This window comes from Paraburkholderia youngii, assembly GCF_013366925.1.
GTDB classification, from domain to species: Bacteria; Pseudomonadota; Gammaproteobacteria; order Burkholderiales; family Burkholderiaceae; genus Paraburkholderia; species Paraburkholderia youngii.
On record NZ_JAALDK010000001.1, the window covers coordinates 4,529,265 to 4,547,725 of the forward strand.

General features: G+C 64.6%; 18 protein-coding genes and 1 pseudogene. 11 read left to right on the forward strand and 8 right to left on the reverse strand.

What is annotated here, in order from left to right; all coding sequences use genetic code 11:
- The first annotated feature begins 8 nt into the window (after positions 1–8).
- The 7 genes and pseudogenes from G5S42_RS20765 to G5S42_RS20795 all read left to right on the forward strand — a co-directional run bounded on the left by G5S42_RS20765 (position 9) and on the right by G5S42_RS20795 (position 6,188).
- Positions 9–1,052 (forward strand): branched-chain amino acid ABC transporter permease, encoded by a 1,044-nt coding sequence (locus G5S42_RS20765; RefSeq protein WP_176108512.1) that lies wholly within the window; start codon positions 9–11, stop codon positions 1,050–1,052.
- 59 nt (positions 1,053–1,111) lie between these two features.
- On the forward strand, positions 1,112–2,476 hold the full coding sequence (locus tag G5S42_RS20770; RefSeq protein WP_176108513.1) for an ABC transporter substrate-binding protein: 1,365 nt from the start codon (positions 1,112–1,114) through the stop codon (positions 2,474–2,476).
- 3 nt (positions 2,477–2,479) lie between these two features.
- Positions 2,480–3,268 carry an ABC transporter ATP-binding protein gene (locus G5S42_RS20775; protein ID WP_176108514.1) on the forward strand — a complete coding sequence of 263 codons (789 nt, stop codon included), beginning with the start codon at positions 2,480–2,482 and terminating at the stop codon, positions 3,266–3,268.
- Positions 3,269–3,291: 23 nt separating this feature from the next.
- Positions 3,292–3,676 (forward strand): annotated as a pseudogene (locus G5S42_RS20780) (LLM class flavin-dependent oxidoreductase); the annotation flags it as partial.
- Positions 3,677–3,866: 190 nt separating this feature from the next.
- Positions 3,867–4,937, forward strand: coding sequence for a DNA-binding protein (locus G5S42_RS20785; RefSeq protein WP_176108515.1), 1,071 nt, complete (start codon positions 3,867–3,869; stop codon positions 4,935–4,937).
- A gap of 116 nt (positions 4,938–5,053) precedes the next feature.
- Positions 5,054–5,737, forward strand: coding sequence for an FMN-dependent NADH-azoreductase (locus tag G5S42_RS20790; protein WP_176108516.1), 684 nt, complete (start codon positions 5,054–5,056; stop codon positions 5,735–5,737).
- A 4-nt stretch (positions 5,738–5,741) separates the two neighbouring features.
- On the forward strand, positions 5,742–6,188 hold the full coding sequence (locus G5S42_RS20795) for a cupin domain-containing protein (protein ID WP_176108517.1): 447 nt from the start codon (positions 5,742–5,744) through the stop codon (positions 6,186–6,188).
- Between the two features lie 72 nt (positions 6,189–6,260).
- Here G5S42_RS20795 and G5S42_RS20800 read toward each other — a convergent pair whose 3' ends face one another.
- A complete protein-coding gene (locus G5S42_RS20800; RefSeq protein ID WP_176108518.1) occupies positions 6,261–6,668 on the reverse strand; it encodes a hypothetical protein in 408 nt (135 codons plus the stop codon).
- A gap of 295 nt (positions 6,669–6,963) precedes the next feature.
- Here G5S42_RS20800 and G5S42_RS20805 point away from each other — a divergent pair, with 295 nt between their 5' ends.
- Positions 6,964–8,316: an MFS transporter gene (locus G5S42_RS20805; RefSeq protein ID WP_176108519.1), complete on the forward strand. Its 1,353-nt coding sequence runs from the start codon at positions 6,964–6,966 to the stop codon at positions 8,314–8,316.
- A 53-nt stretch (positions 8,317–8,369) separates the two neighbouring features.
- Here the strand turns inward: G5S42_RS20805 and G5S42_RS20810 are convergent, their stop codons facing one another.
- Entirely contained in the window at positions 8,370–10,901 is a 2,532-nt protein-coding gene (locus G5S42_RS20810) for a penicillin-binding protein 1A (RefSeq protein WP_176108520.1), read from the reverse strand.
- A gap of 134 nt (positions 10,902–11,035) precedes the next feature.
- Here G5S42_RS20810 and fabV point away from each other — a divergent pair, with 134 nt between their 5' ends.
- The gene (gene fabV, locus G5S42_RS20815; protein ID WP_176108521.1) at positions 11,036–12,232 is read left to right on the forward strand and encodes an enoyl-ACP reductase FabV; all 1,197 of its coding nucleotides are present in this window, start codon (positions 11,036–11,038) and stop codon (positions 12,230–12,232) included.
- An 86-nt stretch (positions 12,233–12,318) separates the two neighbouring features.
- Here the strand turns inward: fabV and G5S42_RS20820 are convergent, their stop codons facing one another.
- The 3 genes from G5S42_RS20820 to G5S42_RS20830 all read right to left on the reverse strand — a co-directional run bounded on the left by G5S42_RS20820 (position 12,319) and on the right by G5S42_RS20830 (position 14,430).
- Positions 12,319–12,597 carry a hypothetical protein gene (locus G5S42_RS20820; protein WP_246392042.1) on the reverse strand — a complete coding sequence of 93 codons (279 nt, stop codon included), beginning with the start codon at positions 12,595–12,597 and terminating at the stop codon, positions 12,319–12,321.
- A gap of 225 nt (positions 12,598–12,822) precedes the next feature.
- Complete coding sequence (locus tag G5S42_RS20825; protein ID WP_176108523.1) at positions 12,823–13,446, reverse strand: glutathione S-transferase family protein; 624 nt, start codon at positions 13,444–13,446, stop codon at positions 12,823–12,825.
- An 84-nt stretch (positions 13,447–13,530) separates the two neighbouring features.
- Positions 13,531–14,430 (reverse strand): LysR family transcriptional regulator, encoded by a 900-nt coding sequence (locus tag G5S42_RS20830; RefSeq protein ID WP_176108524.1) that lies wholly within the window; start codon positions 14,428–14,430, stop codon positions 13,531–13,533.
- A 93-nt stretch (positions 14,431–14,523) separates the two neighbouring features.
- Here G5S42_RS20830 and tam point away from each other — a divergent pair, with 93 nt between their 5' ends.
- Together tam and G5S42_RS20840 are read left to right on the forward strand one after the other, a co-directional pair.
- Positions 14,524–15,321 carry a trans-aconitate 2-methyltransferase gene (gene tam, locus G5S42_RS20835; protein ID WP_176108525.1) on the forward strand — a complete coding sequence of 266 codons (798 nt, stop codon included), beginning with the start codon at positions 14,524–14,526 and terminating at the stop codon, positions 15,319–15,321.
- Positions 15,322–15,570: 249 nt separating this feature from the next.
- Positions 15,571–15,936 (forward strand): hypothetical protein, encoded by a 366-nt coding sequence (locus tag G5S42_RS20840; protein ID WP_176108526.1) that lies wholly within the window; start codon positions 15,571–15,573, stop codon positions 15,934–15,936.
- 177 nt (positions 15,937–16,113) lie between these two features.
- Here the strand turns inward: G5S42_RS20840 and G5S42_RS20845 are convergent, their stop codons facing one another.
- The 3 genes from G5S42_RS20845 to G5S42_RS20855 form a co-directional block, all read right to left on the reverse strand.
- Entirely contained in the window at positions 16,114–16,479 is a 366-nt protein-coding gene (locus tag G5S42_RS20845) for an ArsR/SmtB family transcription factor (protein WP_176108527.1), read from the reverse strand.
- Entirely contained in the window at positions 16,463–16,924 is a 462-nt protein-coding gene (locus G5S42_RS20850) for an SRPBCC family protein (protein ID WP_176108528.1), read from the reverse strand. Before G5S42_RS20850 ends, G5S42_RS20845 begins: the two co-directional genes overlap by 17 nt.
- A 79-nt stretch (positions 16,925–17,003) precedes the next feature.
- On the reverse strand, positions 17,004–18,371 hold the full coding sequence (locus G5S42_RS20855; RefSeq protein WP_176108529.1) for an MFS transporter: 1,368 nt from the start codon (positions 18,369–18,371) through the stop codon (positions 17,004–17,006).
- Between the last annotated feature and the right edge of the window lie 90 nt (positions 18,372–18,461).

Genomic DNA, 18,461 nt, shown 5'->3' on the forward strand with positions numbered 1-18,461 from the left:
GAGACAAGATGGAACTGACCCGCACAACCTTCGACGCGCGACGCGCGGATCTCAAGCGCTGGCTGACGCCGTTCTCGCTCGTACTGATAGCGTTCGTGGCCGTGCCGTTGGTCTCCAACGATTATTGGCTCAACGCGATCCTCGTCCCATTCCTGATTCTTTCACTGGCAGGGTTGGGGTTGAACTTCCTGACCGGCTATGCCGGGCAGTTGTCGCTCGGTTCGGCCGCCTTTATGTCGGTGGGAGCGTACGCGGCTTATAACCTGTTGGTCCGGCTACCCGCGCTGCCGCTGCCTGTTGCACTGCTGCTCGGTGGCTTCATCAGCGCGGCAGTAGGGGTGCTGTTCGGTTTGCCGAGCCTGCGCATCCGCGGCTTCTATCTGATTGTTTCGACCCTGGCCGCGCAGTTCTTCGTGGTCTGGATCTTTACTCGCGTCAGCTGGTTCTCCAATAACGATACGTCGGGCGTCCTTAGCGCGCCGCGCCTTGCAATCGGCCACTGGCAAATCGATACACCGGCCGCACGCTATCTGTTCGTGCTCGGCGTCGTGGTGGTGCTGTTCCTGCTCGGCGCGAGTGTCGTGCGCAGCGATCTCGGCCGCCGCTGGATGGCGGTGCGCGACATGGATATCGCCGCACGCGTGATCGGCATTCCGGTCGGACGGAGCAAGCTGCTTGCGTTCGCGCTCAGTTCCTTCGTGCTCGGCATAGCGGGAGCGCTTTGGGCATTCGCCTACCTCGGTACGGTCGAGCCGGACGGCTTCAGTCTGAATCTGTCGTTTCAGGTTCTTTTCATCATCATTATCGGCGGCATGGGCAGTATCAGCGGCAACCTCTACGGCGCCGCATTCATCGTTTTGCTGCCGATCCTGCTGTCGAATGCCGCGACCGCGCTCGCACAGATCGGCATTGGGGCCGACCAGTTGCAGAACCTGCAAAAGATCATCTTTGGCACCTTGATCATTGTGTTTCTCATCAAGGAACCCGATGGTCTCGCCCGGCTCGTTCAGGTTGCGCGCCGCAGCCGAACGAGACGGCAGGAAGGGCGCTAACACAGTCTTTCCTGAATCTTCCCAGCTTTCGACTCATCAATCAGACGGAAAACATCAGCATGGCTAATTACATTACTCGACTCAACGCCGGTGGAGCTGGCAAACTTCTGCGCCTGTTCGCGGCGAGCGTGGCACTAGCCGGTGCGGCGATATCGCAGGCGCATGCCGGCGGAACCGAATATTTTCCGCTGCAAAGCTATCGGGTTGGACCGTATGCAGCCGGCGGCACGGGATTCTTCGGCGGCTTTATCGACTACATGAAGTTGATCAATGCTCGCGACGGCGGGGTCAACGGCGTCAAGCTGGTCTGGAAAGAGTGCGAAACGGAGTACGTGGTCGAGAAGGGCGTCGAGTGCTACGAACGTCTGAAGAACAGCGGTCCGGACGGCGCACCGACCGCGGCAACCAATCCGTTGTCTGTCGGCATTGCCTACGCAACACTCGATCGCTCGAGCGCAGACAAGCTGCCGCTGATTACGATCAATCACGGCCGGACCGATTCGACCGACGGCGCGGTCTTCCCATATGTGTTCCCGCTGCAGCTCAATCCGTACAGCGAAGTGTCGGCGATCGTGAACTACATCGGACAACGCTCTGGCGGCCTGGAGCACCTCAAAGGCAGGAAGATCGTCGTGCTTTACCACGGCTCGCCTTATGGACGTGAAACGATTCCGGTGGTCGACCTGCTCGCGAAGAAGTATGGTTTCGAGGTCACGCAGATCGAGGTACCGCATCCGGGCAACGAGCAGGGCTCGCAGTGGCTGAAGATCCGCCAGATCGCACCGGACTGGGTGATCTTGCGGGGTTGGGGTGTGATGAATCCTGTGGCGCTGAAAAGCGCCCAGAAAGTCGGTTATCCGACCGATCACATCATCGGCAATATCTGGAGCAATTCGGAAGAAGACGTTCGACCCGCGGGTGAGGCGGCCAAGGGCTTCATCTCGATCACGACACACCCGTCCGGCACTGAATATCCGGTGCTTCAGGCGATCGACCAGTACGTGATCAAGGCCGGCAACGGTGATCTGAAGGATCCGGCACGCTTCGGCACGGTCTATTACAACCTTGGCGTCGTGAACGGGATCCTGAATGTCGAAGCGCTGCGCACCGCGCAGAAGAAGTTCGGCAACAAACCGTTGAGCGGCGAGCAGGTCCGCTGGGGCTTCGAACATCTGAACCTCGACGACGCACGACTCAAACAGCTGGGCGCGCTTGGTCTCGTCCAGCCTTTGAAGCTGACCTGCGAGGACCACGAAGGCGGCGGGGCGGTGCGCTTCCAGCAATGGGACGGACAACACTGGAAGGTCATCAGCGACTGGGTCCAGGCCGATCGCGCGCTGTTGCGGCCGATCATCGAAAAATCGGCGAACGCTTACGCGAAGGAAAAAGGCATCACGCCTCGCGACTGCCAGAAGGAGCTCTAAGCGATGGCCGCTGCCCGATTGCTCGAAGCGACCTCACTCGCCGTGTCATGGCAGCAGATCATTGTCGCTTTACATGACGTGTCGCTGCACGTCGACGCCGGCGAGATCGTCGCGCTGCTCGGCGGCAACGGTGCCGGCAAGACGACCACGCTGAAAGCAATTTCGCGCCTGCTGCACGCGGAACGCGGCGAGATGACGTCGGGGCGCATTGCGTTCAATGGCGTCGACATCGCCCGCGATGAGCCGTGGCGACTCGTCGAGCGCGGTCTGGTACAGGTCCTCGAAGGGCGCCGCTGCTTCGGCCATCTGAGCGTCGAGGAAAATCTGCGTCTTGGCGGATTCGTGCGGCGTGGCCGGCGCGCGGAGCTCGAAGCGGATCTCGAGCGGATCTATGCGACGTTCCCGCGGCTGAAGCTGCGCCGAAGGCTGCCGGCCGGCTACGCGTCGGGCGGCGAGCAGCAGATGCTCGCGATCGGTCGCGCGCTGATGGCCAGACCGACGCTCGTACTGCTTGACGAACCGTCGATGGGCCTGGCTCCGCAGATCGTCGAGGAGATCTTCGAGATCGTGGCCTCGCTCAATCGCGAAGGCGTCAGCTTCCTGCTTGCCGAGCAGAACGCAACGGTGGCGCTGCGCTATGCCCATCGCGGTTACGTGCTTGAGAACGGCGCAGTGGTCGCGCAGGGCAGCGCGGCGCAACTGCTGGACCTTGATACGTTGCGCGATGCTTACCTGGGCGGGTCCGGGCGGCGCCCCGAGCAGTGCTCTTCCACTTCCGCATTGACACTTTGATGAATCCCGACATCTTCTGATTTTTGCCGACATCGGGCGACACGCGCTATCTCGGCGAGTCGTCGAGCGCACGAGCATCGACCATGGCCTACCTCGGCGAAATCGCTGTCGCTGCCGACCTGCGTGGCTACGACGGCGTGCCGATTCCCACGGGCAGCGGCCGCTCGATACTTGGGTGGTCGCGGCGAGCGTCGCGCCGCTGACGCGACGTTTGTTCCGGTCGCGTTACGGACTTCGCTCGGCGGGCCGAGCGTTGCCGCGCGCGCGGCGGCAACGCTCGATGCGGCGACCGGCGGACGCCTGCTGCTCAACCTGGTGACGGGCGGCGACGCGGGAGAACTCGCCGCCGACGGCGTGTTCATGTCGCACGATGAGAGCTACGAAGCGGCGAGCGAATATCTGACGATATGCCAGACGACGCGGTGATTTCGAAGGCCGTTATCACCGGTAGACATCATCACAAATTTCGACAAAGTTCAAATAGACGGTATACACGACATTATAGTACTAATGTCGTGTTTAAGGCACGAATGCGTAGGCTTTCTAACGTTTTACGTTGTATTATCAACGCAATCCCTATTTCCAGGCCGGTACCACCATGACCCTCGAAGCCGACATCGAAGTCGCCCGCCAAAACGCGTCCGACACGCAGACGCTTTATCGCGAAGTCTGCGCGTTGCTGTTTTTCCGCTACGGCGAAACGCCGACCGCAAACCGCCTGTATCAATTGGTGCGTAAAGGCAGCATGAGCGCGCCGGCCAAGGCGTTGCGCGATTTCTGGACCGACGTGCGTGACAAAACGCGTGTCGATGTCGGCCGGCCGGATCTGCCGGCCGAGGTCGCAACAGCCGCCGGCGAGTTCGCGGCGCAGATGTGGCGTCTGTCGAGCGACGCCGCGAACGCTGCGCTAGACGTGTTCAGGCAGGACGCCGACGCCCAAATCTCCGCGGCGCAAAAACAGGCCGAGCAACGGGACAGGCAGCGTCAGGAAGCCGTCGAGCAGGCCGAAAAGTCGGCCAACGACGCCGCGACCCTGCGCGCGCGGCTCGCCGGGCTCGAGGCGCGCATCGTCGAACTGCAGACCGCCAACGACATGCTGACGGCGCAACTGACGGCATCGAAGGAAGAAATCGCGGCAGGCGCCGCCGCGCTCGCCGATGCCCGCCGGGATTTCGCCGACGAACTCGCGAAGCTGCGCCGCTCGCACGAGCAGAACGAGCAGCGGCTCGCCGCTGCGGAAAAGCGCGCATTGCTCGAAATCGACGGTGAACGGGCCGCGGCGCAACGTCTGCGCAAGGAGCTTCAGGCGAGTCAGGAGCGGGCGGCGACGCTCGAAGCCGAATCGCGAACCGAGCGCGACGCGCTGCGCAACGAGTTGGCCGCAATAAAGGCGGAACTGGCTGCCTCGGCTGCGCGGCATGCCGAGACCCGCGGACAGCTTGCGGAAAAGGACGCGTTGCTGGCTGAACGCGTGGCTGCGACCGACCTGTTACGCCAGCGTATCGACACGCTGTCGCGGCAGATCGAGACGGCGCGAACAGAAAAAACGTCCGCGCGCCCTGCCCGCCGCGCCCGCGGAAAATCATCCGCGCAAGGCCGCGCAACGGCTGGTTTCTCAGGCGGACCGTTCGTCAAACGCTCGACCAACGCCAAATCACGCGAGTCGTAACAACGCGCATAAGCGGCATAAGTGGCTACCTCGAATTCCACAAAACCGGTTATTCCACCAAGCCAGTCGACCGTCGAACCTGAGCTCACGTTAAACCCACCGCAAGGACGGCCCCCATGAAGATCATGCACGTCGACGCCAGCGCGAAGCGCGAGCGATCCAATTCCCGCGCGCTCGCCCGCTATTTTCTCGAGCGTCTGCGCGAAGAGCGCGTCGAGTTCGACGTCGACTATCTGGACGTGACATTCGACACACCACCGCACGTCTCCGAAGCGTTCGCGATCGCCACCTACACGGCCGCGCAAGAGCGCACAGCGGCGATGAAAGCGACGCTCGCGTCATCGGATGCGCTATGCGCGCGCCTGCTCGCCGCCGACGCGCTGGTGTTCGCCATGCCGATGTACAACTGGTCGATGCCGTCGGCGTTCAAGGCGTTCATCGATAGCGTCACGCGGACCGGCGTGACCTACCTGCACGCGGAAGACGGTCGCATCGTCGGGCAGCTCGGCCGGCACAAGGTGTTGTTCATCACGAGCCGCGGCGCGGATCTGCGCGCGGGCTCGCCGTATGAATCGATGGATGCGCTGACGCCGGCGCTGAAGGCTGCATTCGGTTTTCTTGGCGTCGCCGCGCCGACTTTCGTCGATGCGCAGCCGCTGCAGTTCGCCAATCCCGAAGCGCGGGCCGCGGCGCTCGAACGCGCGCGTGGAGAATTGGCCACGGTTGCGGTGCAGTGGGCACAAGGCGAACGCGTGGCAAACCGGCAAGCCGAGGCGTTGTGCCAGGCTGACGCGGAGTGAAGCTATGAATACGATCCGCACTTTGTTCGCGTCGGCGCTGTTCGCCGGCGCCGCGATCACGGGCACGTGGCAGTCCGCCTATGCCGCCGACACCGCCGAGGCGAGCGCAGCCCCTCACGAAACCATCGCCCCCGCCTTCGCCGTCCCGATCGCGAACGTGCCGGGCAAGACGATGACCGCGCTCGTCGTCGACTATGCGCCGGGCGGCAAGTCGGCGCCGCATCGGCACGGCCAGGCGTTCGTGGTGGGCTATGTGCTGTCGGGCGCGATCCGCAGCCGTGTCGATAACGGCGGGGAGCGCGTCTACCATGCGGGCGAATCGTGGACCGAGAAGCCCGGCGCGCATCACATGGTCAGCGAGAACGCGAGCACGAGCGAGCCGGCAAAACTGCTCGCGATTTTCGTCGCGGATACGAACGACCAGCACCTGGTGACGTTCGATAAAAAGTAATCGCCATCGGGCGGCGGCACTCGCCGCCCGCGCGCATCGATGCAGGTGCAACGAGCTGCGCGCAACGCGGCATCAGAAGCGCGGATGACACTCGAAGCTGACCGACGACGCGTGCTCGGTCATCGCGCTGACACCGCTGACCGTCTCCCTATTCACGCTGCTTTGCATGCCGCGACGATCGCAGTAGTCGCGCGCCTCGTTCATCGCGAGTTCGTGCGCGCGCGCCCAGGCCATGCGTCCTCCGGTCGCGCTCGCGGCGACCGTGTAGCTGCCGGGCTTGTCGCTCGCGACCACATCCGTGCTCGACGCGCAGCCGACGAGACTCGCGCACGCGAGCGCCACCGCGACCGCTCCGCGCACACGCAGGAGCAGCGCCGCACTCTTCCTTTCTGCGCTCGCCACTCGCGCAACGCCATCGGCTTCGCATACCCGCACCGTTGCGCACGCTTCGGCAAGACTGTCCGAACCCTGATTCGACATCGTGGACCACCTGCATTTTTAACTGATTAGTCAGGCAGTCATTATCCGGAATCGTTCGCGCAAGATCAGCCGATACAACCGAAAACACTGTTGCGCGGCTCTTAACAATGGACGCGGGCAGCATGCCGCGAAGACTTCGGCAATGAGCGGACCATGTGGTTCACAAAAGACTTCCGGAATCCCTTGTGAGCGTTTAGTCTGTAGCGATGCCTGTTCGACAGACAGGCATATCGAACCGCGGACGGACCCCACCACATAGCGGCATACACCGGTCGCCGAACCGGAGGAGACATATATGGATCTCGAATCACGTACCCTTCATCGCGTCACGATGCGGCTCATACCGTTTCTGATGCTGTGCTACTTCATCGCTTATCTGGATCGCGTGAACGTCGGCTTCGCGGCCTTGCAGATGAACAAGGCGCTCGATCTTTCCGCGAGCGCGTTCGGCTTCGGCGCGGGCGTGTTCTTTCTCGCGTACTTCTTTTTCGAAGTGCCGTCGAACCTGCTGCTCGAACGATTCGGCGCACGCCGCTGGATCGCGCGGATCATGTTCTCGTGGGGCATACTCGCAGGCGCGATGGCCTTCATCCCGGACATCTCGCGCTTCACCGGACTCTCGCCCGCCCACGTGTTCTTCGGCCTGCGCATTCTGCTTGGTATTGCCGAGGCCGGTTTTTTTCCGGGCATCATTTTTCTGCTGACCTTGTGGTTTCCGGCCGCGTATCGCGGGCGCGTGGTCGGCTATTTCATGGCGGCGATTCCGCTGTCGACTGTAATCGGCGGCCCGATCTCCGGCGCACTGCTGTCGCTCGACGGCATCGGTGGACTCGGCGGCTGGCAATGGCTGTATCTGATCGAGGCGGCGCCCGCGGTATTGCTGTCGGTCGCAGTGCTGCTCTATTTGACCGACAAGCCCGCCGACGCCACCTGGCTCAGCACCGAGGAGCGCGAATGGCTGATCGCACGCCAGAAGCAGGAGCGCGAGCATCGCGAGGCGGTGCGCCACTTCAGCGTGAAGGAGGCGCTGATCAATCCGCGCGTGCTCGCCATCGCGCTGATCTATTTTGGCGCGAATGCGACCAACTACGGCCTGAGCTTCTTCCTGCCGCAGATCGTGAAGGCCTTCGGTCTGACCAATCTGCAGACGGGTTTCGTCACGTCGCTGCCGTACGTGGTCGGGCTCATCGGCATGATTGTGTGGGGGCGGCATTCGGATCGCCACCTCGAGCGCCGCTGGCACGTCGCGATTGCGCTGTTCATTGCGGCGGGCGGCATCGCGGTCTCGGCCGGACTCGACAATCCGGTGCTTAAGATGATTGCGCTATCGATTGCCGGCTTCGGCATCTTCGGTTGCCTGCCGGTGATCTGGACCTTGCCGGCCGCGTTCCTGTCGGGCGCCGCGGCCGCGGGCGGCATCGCCGCGATCAATTCGCTCGGCAATCTGGCGGGTTTCTTCGGCCCGTTCGCAATGGGCTGGATCAAGGACAGCACCGGCGGCTTCGGCGCCGGGCTGCTATGCCTCGCGGGCGCGGGGCTGATCGGTGTGGCGGCGGTGTTGCTGCTGCATCACGACACGTCGCTCGAGACGGCGCATGGCAATCCGCATGCGCGGCCGCCGGGTGAAACGGGCGTCGCGAGGCCTTAGCCTTCTGGCTCCCCCGCTTCGATTCGCACCCGGGCAGCGCGCCCGGGTCGCATTCAGTTCGCCCCGCTGCCGTTATTCGACCCTGCGCCGCCCTGACTGCCCGCGTCGGGCGGTACGACGTCGTCTGGCGTCGGGGTCGGCGCGAGCGCGGCCGCACCGCCGCCATGCGTTTCACCGTCGACGGCATTACCGGGCGGCGTCGTGGGAGCCCCTTCCGACCCCGACCCAGGCGCCGGCAGCAACGGCGGCAACTCGCGCACCTCGCCCTGCACCGCGGACGCGCCCGCTGCCTCTGACGCCGCCGGAGCAGCCACGGCGGACGCCGATGGCTGCACCGGCGCCACCGGCGCGCGCCGCGCCGGAGCACGCGCCATGACCGGCTTGTCCGGCTGCGCCGGCGTGCGCGTGAACAGGCTCTCGATCCAGTTGCGCAAGCGTTCGGCGCGCTCCGCGAACCAGCCGGGCTGCTGCGCGGTATCGAACTTCATGTGGCTGTCGACGAGCCGCGAGCGCTGCGCGCGCTGGAAGAAATCGCCGACGATCGGCAGCGCGCTATGCGCACCCTGCCCCCAGTAATCGCTGCGCAGCGTCACGCGGCTGTCGTTGAAGCCGACCCACGCCCCCGCCACCAGTTGCGGCTGCATCAGGATGAACCAGCCATCCGCGTTGCCCTGGGTCGTGCCGGTCTTGCCCGCGACGTCGCCGCGCACGCCAAAGCGCGTGCGGATGCTCGCGCCGGTGCCGCGGCCGACCACGTCGCGCATCACGTCGACGAGCGTGCGCGCCGCGTCGGCGGGCAACTCGCGCCTCGGGGTGGCCGGGCTGAATTCGGCCAGCAGGTTGCCGTTGCGGTCCTCGATGCGCGTGACCATCAGCGGCTCGACGTAGCCGCCGAGGTTCGCGATCGTGCCGTACGCCGACACCATTTCCTTCAGCGTGACCGGGCTCGTGCCGAGCGCGAGCGACGGCACCGCGTCGAGCTGGCTGTCGCGCACGCCCATCGCGCGCGCGAGCTTCGCGACCCGGTTCGGACCGACTGACTCCATCACCTGCGCGGTGATGCGGTTGCGCGAATACGCGAGCGCATCGCGCAGGCTGATCATGCGGCCGCTCGGCTCGTCCTCGTCGTTCGGCTTCCAGAGTTCGCCGCCGGCGAGTTCGATCTGGACCGGATTGTCCGGCAGTTTGTCGTCGGGCTTCGCGCCGGCCTCGAAGGCCGCCGCGTAGACGAACGGCTTGAACGTCGAGCCCGGCTGACGGCGCGCCTGCTGCACGTGATCGAACGGATCAACCCCAAAGTCGCGGCTGCCGACCCACGCCTTGATCTCGCCGGTGCGCGGGTCCATCGCGAGGAAGTCGGCCTGCACGCGCGTCTTCGTATCGCACACGCTTTGCGCGAGCTTGCGATCGGCGAGCAGGTGTTTGAGCGCGTCGTCGTCGGACAGGCCCGTGTCTTTGGCCGCGCGGAAGTCTGGCGTCTCGCGCAGGAACGTGCGCAGCAGGTCTTTGTCGGCCGAGCAGCCGGCGCGCGTGCCCCACGCCGAGTTCGCGATGTTCTGCAACTGATTGCCCTGCAGCGTGACCGCCTGGGTCGCCATCGCCTGGAGGCGCGAGTCGATCGTCGTGCGCACGACGAGCCCATCTGAATAGATGTTGTAGTCGTTGCGATCGGCCCACGCGACCAGCCATTTGCGCAGTTGCTGCGTGAAGTGCGGCGCGGGTCCGGGCGGCTCGATCTGGCGCTCGAAGTCCAGACGCAGCGGCTTGCGGGCGAGCCCGTCGTACTGCGCGGGCGTCAGCTTGCCGTACTTGACCAGCTGCGCGAGCACCGTATTGCGCCGCTGCAACGCGCGCTCGGGGTTCAGCACCGGGTTGTAGTACGCGTTGCCCTTCAGCATGCCGGTCAGCGTCGCCGCTTCGAGCACGTTCAGCTCGGACGCGGACTTGTCGAAATAGGTGCGCGCGGCCATTTCGATGCCGTACGCGTTGTACAGGAACGGCACCGTGTTCAGGTAGGTTTCGAGGATCTCGTCCTTCGTGTAGAACGCCTCGATCTTCAGTGCGGTGATCGCTTCCTTCAGCTTGCGCGTCAGAGTCGGCGCGCGGCCGATTTCGTCGGGATACAGATTGCGCGCGAGCTGCTGCGTGATCGTCGAGCCGCCCTGGCGGTCGCCGGAGAACGTGTGCAGCACGGCCGAAGCGGTGCGCCGCCAGTCGAGCCCGAAATGCTGATAGAAGCGGTGATCCTCGGTCGCGATCAGCGCGTTGACGACGTTCGGCGAGATGTCCGTCAGCTTGACCCACTCGCGGTTCGACGGCTTGAACTCGGCGAGCAGCTTGCCGTCCGCCGACAGGATCTGCGCGGGCTGCTCGATCTTCGCCTTGCGGATGTCGCCGATGCTCGGCGTGAACGGAATCAGCAGCAGCACGTACAGCACGAACAGCAGCGGCAGCGCGGCGCCCCCCCATGCGAACGTGCGGCGGGTCGGGTGGCGCAGATGCCACGCGGCCTTCGCGAACAGCGGGTTCGCGAGGGTCAGCCCTTTGTCGAGGGCCGCCAGAAAGGAGGAAAAGAGGCGCTTCACGTGCTGTCGTCGGCTGGGAAAGGCGCAATCGTACCAAGATGTGGGGAGTGCGCTGATTTTTGCCCCATTCGCGAGATGGCGTGCGGCTCCGGCGGGGCCACTATAATGTCGCCAATTCCGACAAGAGGTGCTTCATGATCATCAAACCGCGTGTGCGTGGCTTCATCTGTGTATCGACCCATCCGACCGGCTGCGAAGCCAACGTCAAGGAACAGATCGAGTATGTGAAGGCACGCGGCCCCATCGCCAACGGGCCGAAGAAGGTGCTCGTGATCGGCGCGTCTACCGGCTATGGCCTCGCCGCGCGCATCAGCGCCGCGTTCGGCTCGGGCGCGTCGACCCTCGGCGTGTTCTTCGAGCGCGCCGGCAGCGAAACCAAGGCGGGCACGGCCGGCTGGTACAACACCGCGGCGTTCGAGAAGTTCGCCAACGCCGAAGGCCTGTACGCGACCAGCATCAACGGCGACGCGTTCTCCGACGAAGTGAAGGCGCGCACCATCGAAGTGATCAAGCGCGATCTAGGCCAGGTCGATCTGGTCGTCTACAGCCTCGCGGCGCCGAAGCGCCAGCATCCGAAAACCGGTGAGGTGTTCAGCTCGGTGCTGAAGCCGATCGGCAAGGCGGTCAACCTGCGCGGCATCGACACCGACAAGGAAGTGATCAAGGAAACCGTGCTCGAACCGGCGACGCCGGAAGAAATCGCGCAGACGGTCGCGGTGATGGGCGGCGAGGACTGGCAGATGTGGATGGACGCGCTGGGCGAGGCTGGCGTGCTCGCCGACGGCGCGAAGACCACCGCGTTCACCTACCTCGGCGAAAAGATCACGCACGACATCTATTGGAACGGCTCGATCGGCGCGGCCAAGAAGGATCTCGACCAGAAGGTGCTCGGCATCCGCGCAAAGCTCGCGGCCAACGGCGGCGACGCGCGCGTCGCGGTGCTGAAGGCGGTCGTCACGCAGGCAAGCTCGGCGATTCCGATGATGCCGCTGTATCTGTCGCTGCTCTTCAAGGTGATGAAGGAAAAAGGTACGCACGAAGGCTGCATCGAACAGGTCTACGGCCTGTACAAGGACAGCCTCTATGGCAGCCAGCCGCATCTGGACGACGAAGGCCGTCTGCGCGCGGACTACAAGGAACTCGATCCGCAGGTGCAAGGCCGCGTGCAGGAGCTGTGGAACCAGGTGAGCAACGACAACATCTACGAACTCACCGATTTCGCCGGCTACAAGACCGATTTCCTGCGTCTGTTCGGCTTTGAAATGAAGGGCGTCGATTACGACGCGGACGTCAATCCGGACGTGCAGATTCCGAATCTCGTTCAGGTTTGATCCCCCGAGGGGCGGCCCCGCTTCGCGAGTTCGCCCCTGCTGTTACCCCCGCTCGACTCCCTCCCCTCACTTCTTCCACCCACACGTCAGCACGGATACGCGCCCTGCAACGAGCGCAGAATCGCGAGCCCGATCGGAAAATCGTCGGAAATGCCCGGGTGGTTCGCGAAGAACGCATCGAGCAGCGGATAAACCGTCTGGTTGCCGATCGCGAGCGTTTCTGGCGGACAGAACAGCTGCCGCTGTTTGCGCGAGACCAGGTCGCCGTTCGCCCAGCCGAACGCGTTGATCGTGCCGGTGATGTACGCTGCATAGATCGAGTTGTTGTCGGCGTGCGCCCATTTCTTGTACTGGGCGGCAGTCATCTCGGCACTCGCATTCAGAGTGAAACACGCCGTCAGCGCAGCCAGCGCGAATTTAGTTACCCGCATCGTTGGACCTTCAATGTCGCTAAATGGGCGCCATTGTAGGCGACGCGGGGTGCACCGCGCAGAAGCCGTCGAGCACGGCAATCCGAAAGCAATACGTAAGCATTCAAGGCGGCATCTGCCAGCATCGGCGGGTTTGCCGACGCGCGCGTGAATCAACGATTACGGCGTGCCGTTACGGCAATACCTGCGATACCCGTCGCGCTGGGCGAGGCGCGCCATATACGCGGCCAGCGCCGGCAAATCGTCGTGCTGCTGCGGCGTTTCGAGCCAGCGATTCGCGGACAGCGCGATCGGAATATCGGCGAGCGAGAACGCGTCGCCCGCGATATACGCGCCGGTGCGCGCGAGTTGCTGCTCGACGATCGCCATATGCTTGGACCAGTTCGCACACGACGCGGCGATCTGCCGCGGGTCCTGATGCCCGGGCGAGTGCCGCACGAGTGCGAGAAACGCGTAGCTCCACGAGCGGTTCAATTCGCTCGCCTGCCAGTCGATCCATTGATCGCAGCGCGCGCGCTCGACCGGGTCGGCCGGATACAGGGCGTCACCGCGATAACGGTTCGCGAGATAACGGATGATCGCGTTCGATTCCCACAGCACGAAGTCGCCGTCGCGAATCACGGGGACCATCGCGTTCGGATTGAGCGCGCGGAATTCGGCGACATCGGTCGAGCGAAAGCCCGAGCCCCAGTCTTGCTGGTCGAACGCAAGCCCGAGTTCCGCGCAGGTCCACAGCACCTTGCGCACGTTGATCGAGGTGGTCTTGCCGAGTATCTGCAGCATCAGTGGTTGTATGTCGCGTCGGTAGAACAGGTTGAAGGAATCAAACTCAGCAGCCCATGAGTTTGCCTTGCGCGCGGCGCGGCGTCATCCGGTTTTCAGAGTCGCCTGTTCGCGGATCATGTCGTACAGCGCCTGCGCCGCCGGCGACAACTGCGCGGTCTTGCGCGCGACCAGCACCAGCGTGCGCGACACGGTCGGCTGCGTGAGCTCGACGGTGCGCACGCTCGGATACGCACCCTTCTGCAGCGCGAGCGCGGGCACCACGGCCGCGCCGACACGCTGCGCGACGAGCCCGACCGCGGTCGAACTGCGCTGCACCTCGTAGAACGACCGCAGCGCGAGTTCGCTCGACGCCAACGCGACGTCGAGCAGCGCGCGATTGCCGCTGACCTCGCCGGCGAAAATCAGCGGGAACGCCTGCAACTGCCGCCATGCGATGCGCCGCCGCTTCGCGAGCGGATGGTCTTCGTGGCAGATCAGCACATAGCGGTCTTCGGTGAGCGGCACGGTGGCGAGATCCGGATGATGCTCGCGCGCGATGTTGATGCCGAACTCGACCTCCCTGCGCAACACGGCCTCCTCGACCGCCGACGACGCATGATCGAGAATCTTGATGCGATTGTGCGGATAGCGCGCCGAATACGCCTGCAAGATGCGCGGCAGATACTGCACGCCGACGGTCGGCACGCACGCGATCGACACGTCGCCGCGTCGCGCGATCCCCGTTTCGCGGATTTCGACGAGCGCGTCGGCCAGTTCGCCGAGCAGCCGGCGCGCCTGTGGCAGAAAACTGCGGCCGATTTCGGTGAGCGCCATCGACCGCGTGGTGCGCTCGATCAGCGTGACGCCGAGATAGGTTTCGAGCTTGCGCAGCCGCTGGGTGATCGCGGTTTGCGTCACGTGCAGCGAATCCGCCGCACTCTGGAAGCTGCCGCGATCGGCAATCGCGACGAATGCCTGCACGCCGAGCGTGTCGATTTTCATTAGAAAAATGAAGTAATCAGAATCATAAATTCATTTTACTCGGGGCTGATCGCGGTCGAGAATGGCCGCAACGAACCCGCGAAGGAGCAGAAGATGACCGACAAAACCACGAACGAGCACAGCGATTGGCACGCGAAGCAGTACACGCTGTTCGAGAACGAGCGCACGCGGCCGGTGCGCGATCTGCTTGCGGCGGTGCCGTTGGACGGTGCGCGGCTCGCGGTCGATATCGGCTGCGGACCGGGCAACTCGACCGAGGTGCTGGCCGAGCGGGTGCCGGGCGCGTCGGTGAGCGGCATCGACAGCTCGGCCGACATGATCGCGGCGGCCCGTCGGCGGCTGCCGCAATTGCGCTTCGACGTCGGCGACGTGTCGACGTGGGACGCGCGCGGCCCCTTCGATGTGATCCTCGCGAACGCCGTGCTCCAATGGGTGCCCGACCACGAGCGGCTGTTCCCCGCACTGGTGGCAAAACTCGCCACGGGCGGCAGCCTCGCCGTGCAGATGCCCGTCAATCTCGACGAACCGGCGCACCGGCTGCTGCGCGAAATCGCCGCCGACGGGCCTTGGGCGCCCAGGCTGATGGGTGTCGAGCGCACCGTGCGCCACGACGCGAACTGGTACTACGCGCTGCTCAAGCCGCTGTGCGAGCGCGTCGACGTGTGGCGCACGGTCTATCACCACCCGCTCGCGGGCCCCGACGCAGTGGTCGAATGGTTCAAGGGCAGCGCGCTGCGGCCGTTTCTGGCCGCGCTCGACGACGCCGAACGCAGCGCGTTTCTGCAACGCTATCGCGACGAAATCGCCAAAGCCTACCCGGCGCTCGCCGATGGCACGGTGCTGCTGCCGTTTCCGCGGCTTTTCATCGTCGCGACGCGCGGCCAACGCTGAGGCCGCCCCCGGAACCGCCGCAAGCCGCTGAACGCTGCGCGGCGGGGCTCCGGCGGATGCTCCGAGCTCGATCGGGGCGGCCGGCGCACGTCGCGGATGCATCGCCCGAAAGCCCGCCTGTTGCGGTGCCGCACGCTAGGGTTGGTCAGGAATTGCCGCCCGGGAATTCCGCATGCTAATGTTTATAAAAAGCGGAGGACGGCGCCCGCCGGCCTCACCGGGAAGCCATTTACTGCAGCGAGCGTCGCCATGAGTGATGTACGCCAACATCTGAGTCCCCGTGACCGCCTGGAGCTGTTGTGCTGGCTCACATGCGGAAGCCTCGGCGCTTATTATCTGAACGAAGACTGGCCCGACGCGGCGTTTCACGTGCAGTCCGCGCACAAGTGGCTCGACCGCCGCGCGCGCGAAGCCGACTGGCTGTGCATTGCGAAGCTGTCCGCCACCGCCGTCGAAATCGCGCGGCGCCACGCGCGCTTCGTCGATGCCGATTGGGCGCGCGACGCGGTCGAGGAAATTCTCGATACCGACGAACTCGACCCACAAGCCCGGCTCGTCCGGCAGGTGATAGCCGACTGCCAGAGCGCGCTAGCCGACAAGCGGATCGCCGATTAGCCGCGGGCTGGTTTTTCTTCCTTTTTTGCGGTGGTTTGGGGCCAATGGTTGGCCCCTTTTGCGTTGTTCCGCCCTTGCCGGGCAGGATGCGCCGCTTGCGGTCGGTAAAAAATGCGATACGCGCCGTCGCGCGTCATCTTGGTTCGGTTCGCGCAATCGCCGCGACCGCCCCGCCCTTTACTCCTCGACCATCGTCTTCAACTTCAGCAGCGCCTGATCCCATTGCCGCGAAATCGCGTCGAGCGCGCGGCGCGCCGCGTCGAGATGCGCGGGTTCGAACGCCCACAGGCGCTCGCGTCCAACCTTTACATCGTGTACGAGCCCCGCGTCGGCCAGCACCTGCAGATGCTGCGTGACCGACTGCCGCGTGATGTCGGTGCCGGCCGTCAGCTGCGCGATCGACATCGCGCTGCCCGCACACAATGCCGCGATGAGACGCAGGCGCGTCTCGTCACCGAGCGCGGCGAACACCGCCGCCGAACTGCGCAGCGTCGCCGCCTTGGGACCCGCCTTCGCGGAGCTCGCTTTAACCCGCGCCGACATATCGTTCGATGTTGACCATCTGCTGTCCCCAGCCGCCGTCGTTCAGCCGGAACGCTTCCGCGCGGCGCCCGACCGGCAACTGGTCGAAGCCCGATTCGACGACGCGCAGCAGCGTGCCGGACTCGACCTCGCTCAGATCGAATTCGACGAGCGTGGTCGGCTCCGGCGTGTAGTCGATCGTGATGTCGATCGCGGCCGGATGCCAGCGCCACGACAGATGATGTTCGGGCTCGACACGCTCGACCAGCACGTCCATCACCAGGTGTTCGTAGCCCGGATAGGTGATGTGCCCCTGCGTGGATTGCCCGGCGACGAACTGCTTGCCGGCGAGGTTCACGCCGAACCATTTGCCGAATTCCTCGGCGTTCGCCAGCGCGCGCCAGACGCGCGAGCGCGGCGCCTTCAACAGAATCTGCTTTTCGATACGATCGGTCGATGAGTTCATATGCAGCCTCCTGGCTGCATATTAGAAACGCCGCGACCGATATGCAAGCATTCGACTGCGCTTTTGTCAGCGCCGTGCCTCACTCCGTCGCATGCGCATGCATGACGCCGGTCTGCATCGACCACGCCATCCACGGCCGGCGCAGTGCGACGATCGCAAGGAACGCGCACGCCGACAGCGTGCCGAACGTCGCGAAGCCCATCTGATAGCTGCCGGTGCTCTCCTTCGCGATGCCCATCACGACCGGCAGATAAAAGCCGCCGATGCCGCCCGCCGCGCCGACGATGCCCGACATCAAGCCGGTGCGGCCGGCCCAGCGATGCGGCACGAGCTGGAACGTCGCGCCATTGCCGAGGCCGAACGCGACGTACATGCACAGCAGCAATGCGATGCCGCCCGCGAACGACGGCATCGCCGTCGCGAACAGGAAGTCGCAAATCGCGATGATCGCGAGCAGCACGGTCAGCGCGCGCACGCCCGACACGCGGTCGGCAATCAGGCCGCCGAGCGGACGCACCATCGCGCCGGTCGCGGCGAGCAGCGCCATGAACAGACCTGCGTCGATCTTCGACAGTTGATACAGGTTGGTCAGCAGCAGCGACACATACGAGGACATGCCGACGAAACCGCCGAACGTGATGCTATAGACGAGCATGATGACCCACGTATCGCGCTCGGCGAGCACCGAGCGGTAGCGTTGCGGCAGCACCGCGATCGCGAGCAGCGCGCCGACCACCGGCAACAGCAGCACGCCGGTCTTGCCCGCGCCGAACAGCCCCGCTTCGACGAGCAGCACGAGCACGATCAGGCCGGCGAGCGTCGTCGCGAAGCTGCCGAACGCGCGCAGCACGCTGCCGGTTTTGACGCCCGCGTCGTTGGCCCAGAAGTACAGCGTGATCGCGGCGATCGCCAGCAGCGGCAAGGCGCCGCCCGCGGCGAGTTGCCAACCATAGCGCGTCGCCAGTTGCGGGAACAGGAAGCCGTCGAGCACCGCGCCGATGTTGCCGGCCGCGGCCAGGCCCAACACGAGGCCCTGCACCTTCGGCGGATAGTTGCTGCCGGCCATCGGCAGCGCGACCGCGAAGCTGGCGCCGCCGACGCCGAGGAACACGCCGAGCACCAGCAGCATTTCGTACGAGGGCATCGATTGCAGCAACGGCAGCACGATCGTCGGTACCGCCGATAGCAACACGCCCATCAACGCGATGCGTTTGCCATGCGCGGACTGATACAGATTGCCGAGCGTCACGCGCAGAATCGCCGCGGACAACACCGGCACCGCGACCAGCAGACCCTGCTGCGCGGGCGTCATCGCGATGCTCTTGCTGATGAACGGCGCGAGCGGCCCATACAGCACCCAGACGGTGAAGCCCGTGTCGAAATACAGAAAGCAGGCGACCAGTGCGCGCCAATCGCCGCTTCGCAGGGAGTGCATCACGTTTTTCATTAGAGATCCTCGGTAAATAAAATGCCTGGTAGTCCGGTTGCTGCGTTACTTGTGTTTTGCACCGGCATATCGCCCGGAGTTTTAACCGGG

What these genes read in the sequence shown, in the direction of transcription:
- G5S42_RS20855 (WP_176108529.1), bottom strand. Translation starts at nt 18,371, where the DNA reads ATGAAAAACGTGATGCACTCCCTGCGAAGCGGCGATTGGCGCGCACTG.
- G5S42_RS20805 (WP_176108519.1), top strand. Translation starts at nt 6,964, where the DNA reads ATGGATCTCGAATCACGTACCCTTCATCGCGTCACGATGCGGCTCATA.
- G5S42_RS20825 (WP_176108523.1), bottom strand. Translation starts at nt 13,446, where the DNA reads ATGCTGCAGATACTCGGCAAGACCACCTCGATCAACGTGCGCAAGGTG.
- G5S42_RS20765 (WP_176108512.1), top strand. Translation starts at nt 9, where the DNA reads ATGGAACTGACCCGCACAACCTTCGACGCGCGACGCGCGGATCTCAAG.
- G5S42_RS20830 (WP_176108524.1), bottom strand. Translation starts at nt 14,430, where the DNA reads ATGAAAATCGACACGCTCGGCGTGCAGGCATTCGTCGCGATTGCCGAT.
- fabV (WP_176108521.1), top strand. Translation starts at nt 11,036, where the DNA reads ATGATCATCAAACCGCGTGTGCGTGGCTTCATCTGTGTATCGACCCAT.
- tam (WP_176108525.1), top strand. Translation starts at nt 14,524, where the DNA reads ATGACCGACAAAACCACGAACGAGCACAGCGATTGGCACGCGAAGCAG.
- G5S42_RS20840 (WP_176108526.1), top strand. Translation starts at nt 15,571, where the DNA reads ATGAGTGATGTACGCCAACATCTGAGTCCCCGTGACCGCCTGGAGCTG.
- G5S42_RS20770 (WP_176108513.1), top strand. Translation starts at nt 1,112, where the DNA reads ATGGCTAATTACATTACTCGACTCAACGCCGGTGGAGCTGGCAAACTT.
- G5S42_RS20775 (WP_176108514.1), top strand. Translation starts at nt 2,480, where the DNA reads ATGGCCGCTGCCCGATTGCTCGAAGCGACCTCACTCGCCGTGTCATGG.
- G5S42_RS20845 (WP_176108527.1), bottom strand. Translation starts at nt 16,479, where the DNA reads ATGTCGGCGCGGGTTAAAGCGAGCTCCGCGAAGGCGGGTCCCAAGGCG.
- G5S42_RS20800 (WP_176108518.1), bottom strand. Translation starts at nt 6,668, where the DNA reads ATGTCGAATCAGGGTTCGGACAGTCTTGCCGAAGCGTGCGCAACGGTG.
- G5S42_RS20790 (WP_176108516.1), top strand. Translation starts at nt 5,054, where the DNA reads ATGAAGATCATGCACGTCGACGCCAGCGCGAAGCGCGAGCGATCCAAT.
- G5S42_RS20785 (WP_176108515.1), top strand. Translation starts at nt 3,867, where the DNA reads ATGACCCTCGAAGCCGACATCGAAGTCGCCCGCCAAAACGCGTCCGAC.
- G5S42_RS20795 (WP_176108517.1), top strand. Translation starts at nt 5,742, where the DNA reads ATGAATACGATCCGCACTTTGTTCGCGTCGGCGCTGTTCGCCGGCGCC.
- G5S42_RS20820 (WP_246392042.1), bottom strand. Translation starts at nt 12,597, where the DNA reads ATGACTGCCGCCCAGTACAAGAAATGGGCGCACGCCGACAACAACTCG.
- G5S42_RS20850 (WP_176108528.1), bottom strand. Translation starts at nt 16,924, where the DNA reads ATGAACTCATCGACCGATCGTATCGAAAAGCAGATTCTGTTGAAGGCG.